This is a genomic window from Paracraurococcus lichenis (assembly GCF_030657435.1).
Classification (GTDB): Bacteria; Pseudomonadota; Alphaproteobacteria; order Acetobacterales; family Acetobacteraceae; genus Paracraurococcus; species Paracraurococcus lichenis.
The window spans coordinates 1-6,725 of record NZ_JAUTWS010000158.1; the positions used below are offsets into that span (position 1 = coordinate 1).

At 69.9% G+C, this 6,725-nt stretch carries 7 protein-coding genes; 4 read left to right on the forward strand and 3 right to left on the reverse strand.

Going from position 1 to position 6,725, the window contains the following annotated elements:
• Window positions 1-308 (forward strand): hypothetical protein (locus Q7A36_RS37505; protein WP_305108901.1); only part of this gene is annotated, 308 nt, incomplete at its 5' end.
• 87 nt (window positions 309-395) lie between these two features.
• Entirely contained in the window at window positions 396-890 is a 495-nt protein-coding gene (locus Q7A36_RS37510) for a YybH family protein (RefSeq protein ID WP_305108902.1), read from the forward strand.
• Window positions 891-1,087: 197 nt separating this feature from the next.
• On the opposite strand, the gene Q7A36_RS37515 is transcribed toward Q7A36_RS37510, so the two are convergent.
• Both Q7A36_RS37515 and Q7A36_RS37520 read right to left on the reverse strand, forming a co-directional pair.
• Entirely contained in the window at window positions 1,088-2,065 is a 978-nt protein-coding gene (locus tag Q7A36_RS37515) for a Vgb family protein (protein ID WP_305108903.1), read from the reverse strand.
• Between the two features lie 277 nt (window positions 2,066-2,342).
• Window positions 2,343-3,740, reverse strand: a complete 1,398-nt coding sequence (locus Q7A36_RS37520; protein WP_305108904.1) for an MFS transporter — start codon at window positions 3,738-3,740, stop codon at window positions 2,343-2,345.
• A gap of 176 nt (window positions 3,741-3,916) precedes the next feature.
• Here Q7A36_RS37520 and Q7A36_RS37525 point away from each other — a divergent pair, with 176 nt between their 5' ends.
• Both Q7A36_RS37525 and Q7A36_RS37530 read left to right on the forward strand, forming a co-directional pair.
• Window positions 3,917-4,516 carry a TetR/AcrR family transcriptional regulator gene (locus Q7A36_RS37525; protein ID WP_305108905.1) on the forward strand — a complete coding sequence of 200 codons (600 nt, stop codon included), beginning with the start codon at window positions 3,917-3,919 and terminating at the stop codon, window positions 4,514-4,516.
• Window positions 4,500-5,270 carry an SDR family oxidoreductase gene (locus tag Q7A36_RS37530; protein WP_305108906.1) on the forward strand — a complete coding sequence of 257 codons (771 nt, stop codon included), beginning with the start codon at window positions 4,500-4,502 and terminating at the stop codon, window positions 5,268-5,270. The genes Q7A36_RS37525 and Q7A36_RS37530 overlap by 17 nt, the downstream gene beginning before the upstream one ends.
• A 249-nt stretch (window positions 5,271-5,519) precedes the next feature.
• Here Q7A36_RS37530 and Q7A36_RS37535 read toward each other — a convergent pair whose 3' ends face one another.
• Window positions 5,520-6,548, reverse strand: a complete 1,029-nt coding sequence (locus Q7A36_RS37535; RefSeq protein WP_305108907.1) for an alpha/beta fold hydrolase — start codon at window positions 6,546-6,548, stop codon at window positions 5,520-5,522.
• Window positions 6,549-6,725 lie beyond the last annotated feature (177 nt).

A 6,725-nucleotide genomic window follows, 5' to 3' on the forward strand; every position in this document is an offset into this window, starting at 1 on the left:
TCAAAGAGGTCGAGCCGGCGGCAGTGGCGGGCGAGCAACCTGGACCGTCTCAAGGCTGCGGCGGCCCGGCTCGGGCGGCCGGCCTGACCGCGTTTGCCCGCTGCCCGTACTGTGGCGCCGCCTGCGGCGTCATGCGCGTGAGCGAGGCGCGCGCAGGCGGCTGGCTGGCTGCAGTCCTCCGGGCCTGCGCCTGCGGCGCGCCGGCCTCCGCACTGGAGCCGCTGTCCGAGAACGAGGGCCGGCGCACGGTGTCGCTCGGCATCGTGCTGCCGATCCTGGTCGTGCCGGACCGTGGGCCGGAGGGCTGACGGGAGTGCGTCGTGCCGGGGCGGAACCGCCGGGTCTGACCCAAACCCGGCTTTCGATTTCCGCGCCGCATATCCGGTTGTGTAAAGATGTCCGTCATCTTGGGCTTACAATTGGCCGAGGGGAAGGACATGGCGCACCGGGACGCCACCGCCGCGGACGTAGCCGCAATCGTCGAGCGTTGCAGGCTGGCTAACGCGGCTTTCATGCGTGGCGACATGAAGGCCTACCTCGCACTGATCAGCCATGCCGACGACTACACGCTTATGGCGCCGTTCGGAGGAGCGCCTAGCCGCGGCTTCGACATGTCGGGCGAGCGTTTGGAGGCGATGGCGCGCTTCTTTCGCGCCGGCAAGACCGAGCTGGAGGTGGTGCAGAGCTACACCTCCGGAGACATGGTAGTCCTGGTGGCAATCGAACGGCAGCGGGCCGAGGTAGGTGGCTTACCCGAACAGGACTGGTCGCTGCGCGTCACCCTGGTCTTCCACCGCCAGGGAGCCGAGTGGAAGCTGGCGCACCGGCACGCCGATCCACTCGTTAACGAGATCAGTCTGGAGCAGGCCGCCGAAATCGCCCGTGGTTGATCCTCGTCGGCTTCCCGCCCTCCGCAGCGTTAGCACGGGACCGATGGGCCTACCGCTGAGTACGACGCAAAGCGGTCATTGCGGCAGTGCCGGATCCGCGACCGAGCCCTGGCACGCTTTGCGTGTACCGCTACAGCGCCCGGTCGGCAAACTCGGCATCGGGGTGGAGGCGCCGTAGCAGCAGCGAGGCGGTGCCGCTACTGCCGCGCGGGCAGGGGGACGGCGTAGGCGCGGAAGGGACCGGGCTTGCCGCCCGCCTTGGGGCCGAAGAGGGTGCTCTGCTGCCCCTCCAGTATCCAGGCGACGTCGCCCACCTGGACCACCGAGACCGGTCCCTTGTAGCCGTCCTTGACGACCTCGACCCTCGCGTTGTCGCCGCCGTCGAGGTGGACGATGTCGAAGCGGCCGCCCCCTTCGGCCAGCAGCAGCGCGTCCTGGCCGTAGCGCCGCATGCCGTCCGGATGGTCGAGCGGCTGCGATGTCCGCAGCTCGGTCACCTGGCCCGCCTTCCCGTCCGGTCCCATAGCGATGCGGAACAGCCGCCCGCTCGTGAACGTGTTGACATAGACGCTGCCGTCCGCGCCGATCTCGATGCCGTCCAGGATCGCGCCGCCGCCGAAGCTCGGGTGCTCCGCCCAGACCTCGAGCGCCGCGGCGCCCGGCCGCAGCCTCAGCACGTGCGGCTGGACCGAGTCGGTAACGTACACGGTGCCGTCCGGTGCGACCGCCGCGTCGTTGCAGAACGTCTTGTCCCCGGGCAGCGTGTAACTCGCCTTCGGCACGCCAGTCGCGAGATCGAAAGCCTTCAGCGCCACCGGCTTCGTCCTGCCGCCCGGCGGCGGCACGCCAAGGGCCGAGGCGTCGTTCGAGCACACCCAGAGCGTGCCGGAGCGCTCGTCGGCGAGCACGCCGAAGGTGGACATGGAGTCGCCGGCGCCGGGCGGAATCCACCGCTCGGCCGTGGCGGCGCCGGGGCGGACGCGGAAAACGCCGCCCTCGACGATGCTGCCCACGAGCAGCGTGCCGTCCGCGGTCGCGGTAATGCTCTCCGGGTAGACGCGCTCGCCCGGGAACGTGACCTCGGCGCGGTGGTCGCTGGCAGCCCAGGCCGCCCAGGCGCCGCCGCTGGCAGCGAGGAGGAGCACGACCGCGACGCGGCGGACGCCGCGGGCCACGGATGTGGGTCGCTGTGGTCGTCGGGGCTTCATTGCTTGTTCCTCCTGGGCGTTGATGGGATTTGGCCGCTCCTCACGGCGTGAGAGCACGTCCACGGAGAGCCGGCATGCACAAGGAACTCCGGAGATCATCTCAGGTCCGGTTGCCGCCCTGTTCGGTGGTCGCCGAGGCCGAGAAGTCTACCGCGGCAGGCGACCCAAAGCGGCTGTAGCCCGGGTGCGCCAGCTACTTCGGCTGGCGACCCCAGGCAGACAAACGGGTCGATCAGACCGTGGCCTAGGTCGACCGACGCGGTTGCGCCACCGTGACGGTGCCCCGTCGCTGCGAGATCACCGCAAGCGGGATCAGGCCAACCACGGTGATCGCGGCCATCACCCACCAGGCCAGGCGGAACGCCGCGACCGCCGATTCGGCCGCGCCGGGCGCGGCGACGATCGCTACGAAGATGGCGACGCCGACCGCGAAGCCGATCTGGCGGATCATGTTGATCACGCCCGACCCCGTGGCGAAGGACGACGCCGGCAGGGCCGAGGTGCCGAGGCCCATCAGCGTCGGCAGCGTGAGCCCGACGCCGATCCCTGAGGGGAGGACGCACAGCACGGCGAAGGCAAGGTCGGCCTGCGGTCCGGCGGCGAGTGCCCACACGATCACGCCGGCCGCGAAGACGGTGAGGCCTGCCGCCACGACGCGCGCCGGGCCGAACCGGCGGATCAGCGGGCCGGCCAGCAGCAGGGACGTGACGGGGACCATGAAGGGGCCGGGCGCGATGGCCAAGCCGATCTTCTCGGCGGGCCAGTGCCAGACGCCTTCCTGCCAGAGCACGAGCGAGAGCAGGAAGCCGCCGAAGGCGGTCGAGAACGGCGCCATCGTCAGCGTCGCCCGGGTGAAGTCCCGGATCCGGAAGAGCGCCGGATCGATGAAGGGCGCGTCGGAGCTCAAGCAATGCGCAACGAACAGCGCCAGCGTTGCCGCCGCCACCGCGAAGCTCAGCGGCACCCCGACGGAACTCCATCCCCAGTCGTTCACCTTCACGATCCCGAATGCCAGCGCGCTGATGCCGATGGTGATCAGCGCGGCCGCCCAGGTGCTCGGCACCGGGACGTCATGGCCGGGGATGCGTGGCAGCCGGATCGCCCCAACGACCAGCGCGAGGATGCCGATCGGAACGTTGACCAGGAAGATCCAGCGCCAGCTGATTGTGACGAGCAGCCCGCCCACCAGGGGGCCCAGGGCGGCGGCGAACCCGCCGATGGCGGCCCAAGTGCGGACCGCGCCGCCGCGGCGCTCCGCCGGGAAGGTCGCGAGGATGAGGCCGAGGGAGGTGGGCGTCAGCAGGGCCGCGCCGGCCGCTTGCAGGAGGCGGAAGGCGACCAGGGTCCAGACGCTGTTCGCCAGCGCGCAGGCGGCCGAGGCGATGGTGAACAGGGCGATGCCGGCAAGGAAGCTGAGGTTGCGCGGATAGCGTTCGGCCAGCCGGCCGCACAGCACCAGCAGCGCCGCATAGACGATCGCGTAGCCGTTCAGGATCCAGGACAAGTCGCCGAGGTTCGCGTCGCCGAAATCCCGGGCGATGTCCGGCAGCGCCACGTTGACAATGAACAGGTCGAGGTTGGCCAGCACGATTCCGGCGCAGACGATCGCCAGGACCTGGCCCGGACTTGCGGGGGCCCTCATGCCCCCTCCTTGCCGCTGGTGTCCCGCGCGGTCGCGCGCGGCGTGATGGACATGCGCATCTCGGGTCTCCTCCGCGCACGGCTGCCCTTTTGATGGCGGCCGCCAGGATTGACTTTTAATGGCGCCAGCCATTAATGATGTCAACGCGTGCACAGACCACTGGCGATGGCAGGGGCATGAAGGTCACCAAGGCGAAGGCCGCCGAGAACCGCGAGCGCATCCTCGCCGGGGCCGCCCGGCTGTTCCGCGAGCAGGGAATCTCCGGCGTCGGCGTCGATGCCCTGGCCGAGGCCGCCGGCCTCACTCATGGCAGCCTGTACAGCCAGTTCGGCTCCAAGGAGCGGCTGGCGGAGGCGGCCCTGCGACACGCCTTGGCGACGAGCGCGGCGCGCCTGGGCGACGCGAGGTCCCTGGAGGACTATGTCGCCCGCTACCTCACCCCGGACCACCGGGACCGCCGCGGCGATGGCTGCGTGGTGGCGGCGCTCGGGAGCGAGATGCCACGCCACGTGATGGCGCTTCGGCGCGGCTTCACGGGGGTCGTGCGGGCGATGGTCGGACGGATCGCCGGGCTGATGCCGGGGCGCCGATCGTCGGAGGACGCTGCCCTCGCGGCCGCGGCGACCATGGTCGGCGCGCTAACCCTGGCGCGCACCGTCGACGATCCCGAGCTTTCGAACCGCATCCTGGCCGCGGCCCGGAAGGCGCTGGCCCCGGGCCGCAAGGCCGCTGTCACCGCTTCACAAGGGAGCACGAGACATGGCGCCGAGCGATAGGCGAGAGCGGCGGGAGGTCGCCCTGATCGTCGGCGGCGGCCCCGGCATCAGCGCCAGCTGCGCGCGGCTCTTCGCGACGAATGGCATGGCGGTCGCCATCGCCGCCCGGAGCACGGACAAGCCGGTGCTGCATGAATTGGAACGGGCGCATGGCGTGCGTCGCTACGGCTGCGACGCCAGCGACCCCGCAGCCGTGGAGCAACTGTTTTCCACCGTCGGCCGGGACCTCGGGGCCCCCACGCTCGTCGTTCACAACATCGATGGTCGGGTTCCCGGCATCTTCGGCAAGAGGATCGTCGACGCCGATCCGGACCTCGCCTTCGATACCGTCCGGAGCGCGGCCTTCAGCGCGTTCCTGGTCGGACAGCAGGCAGCCCGCACGATGCTAGAGAACAAGCCGAACGACGAGGGCGTGCGAGGCTCGATCATCTTCACGAACGCCAGCGCGGCCCTCAAGGGCTTCCCGGCGAGCGGCGCCTTCGCGATGGCATGCCATGCCAAATCCGGGCTCGCCCAGAGCATGGCACGGGAACTGATGCCGCAGGGGATCCACGTGGCGAACGTCCCGATCGACGCCGCGGTCGGCCTGCCCCAGGAAGATGGCACCCGCGCCCACCGTCGGGCAGGACCGACCGTCGACGACAACATGGCCGATCCTGACCGCATCGCGGAGATCTACCTGCAGCTGCACCGACAGCACCGGTCGACCTGGGCCTTTGAGATCGTGCTGCGGCCCTGGGTCGAAAGATGGTGATCGCTGGGACGGCGCGCGGGTCTGATGTCTCGATGCCAGCGCGCCGGCTTTTCGCCGGCGCCTCGACGCCCAGAGCGCGAGGCCGCTTTCCGACCGCCCCGGCGGTAGCCTCGATCGGGGGGCTACCGTGGCAGGCGACTTACGACCGCTGGTGATGCTTGGCGAGCGGCATCACCGGAAGGGCGGCGCCGAAGCCCCTGCCCGCGCGAAGGTGGAATGGCTAGAGCATTTCCGGCCTGGCGATTTGCTCTAGGCGGCTCTTGCCAATCCCTTGGGGAAAGCCCGCGGTGATTGAGACTCCTCACGGGGTGCCTTGGCAGAGGTATGGACCACGCGTCCGACCATCTCGACGACCTGTCCTGGCACGGCGTAGTGCACCATGTGCCCCACCCGCTCGACGATCTGCAGGACACTCCCCGGGATGCGGGCCTGCAGTCGCTTGGCGCTGCGCGCGAAGACGACCTTGTCGGCCGCCCCGGCCATGATCACCACGGGCATGTGCAGGTCGTCGTAGGCAGAGCGGTTCATCAGCGCCCCCGGGATCATCAGCGCGCCATCGACCGAGGTGGCCCGGATCTGGGACGGGCGCAGTGCCATCGCGTCCGAGTATTCCGACCGGAACCGCGGCGGAACCGGCAGCGGCGAGAACATGGACCGCTTCAGCAGCGGCATCATGAGGCGGCCTAGCCAGGGCGAGACGGTGTAGCGCAGGATATCCCCGAGAACCGGGATCGCCCCTGGGACGACCAGGAGCACATCCGGCCGCAGCGTCCAGAAGTAGTAGCCCGACAGCAGGACGAGACCCGCCACGTCGGCCGGATGCCGCGCCGCGAGCGAGAGCGCGACGATGGCGCCCCAGGAGTGGCCGACGACGACCGGCCGCTCGACGCCCAACTGTTGCGAGGCACCGTGGAGCAGCTCGGCTTGCTCCATCGCCGTCCACATGCGCCCGTGCGGGCGTTGGCTATGCCCGAAGCCGGGGCGGTCGAAGATGATGACCCGGTGGTTCTCGAGCAGTCGCTCGGCCACGCCGCTCGTGTTGTAGTCATCGCCCGTGACGGCATTGCCGTGCACCAGGACGACGGGCGTGCCGTGACCCCGGTCGCTGTAGTGCAGCCGAACCCCGTCCACCTCGACGAACCGGCCCCGGGGTGGATGTTTGCGTTCGGCCCGGCGAGCGGCGACGTGGTTCACCATGGCAAGCGCAGCCAGCACGGCAGCGCCGACGAGGGCGGTCCGGCCGGTCACGCGCGTCCTGGCAGATGGAAAGAGGTTCAAGGCCAACTTCCTGTCATGCGTTGAAGCCGCCCGGAACCGACCCATCCTCGATCACATGCCTAGCTATCGGCGCCATATCGAGTTGGACCGTCGGTCCCGCCGCGGCTAATGATTGGTAATTGCTCACCTCTGTCCGGCGGCTCGAGTGCATTAGGGCGCCGGCTGCGTGGAGAGCCA

Excerpts from the sequence above, each read along its gene's own strand:
- Q7A36_RS37525 (WP_305108905.1), top strand. The coding sequence starts at position 3,917 with ATGAAGGTCACCAAGGCGAAGGCCGCCGAGAACCGCGAGCGCATCCTC.
- Q7A36_RS37530 (WP_305108906.1), top strand. The coding sequence starts at position 4,500 with ATGGCGCCGAGCGATAGGCGAGAGCGGCGGGAGGTCGCCCTGATCGTC.
- Q7A36_RS37510 (WP_305108902.1), top strand. The coding sequence starts at position 396 with ATGTCCGTCATCTTGGGCTTACAATTGGCCGAGGGGAAGGACATGGCG.
- Q7A36_RS37520 (WP_305108904.1), bottom strand. The coding sequence starts at position 3,740 with ATGAGGGCCCCCGCAAGTCCGGGCCAGGTCCTGGCGATCGTCTGCGCC.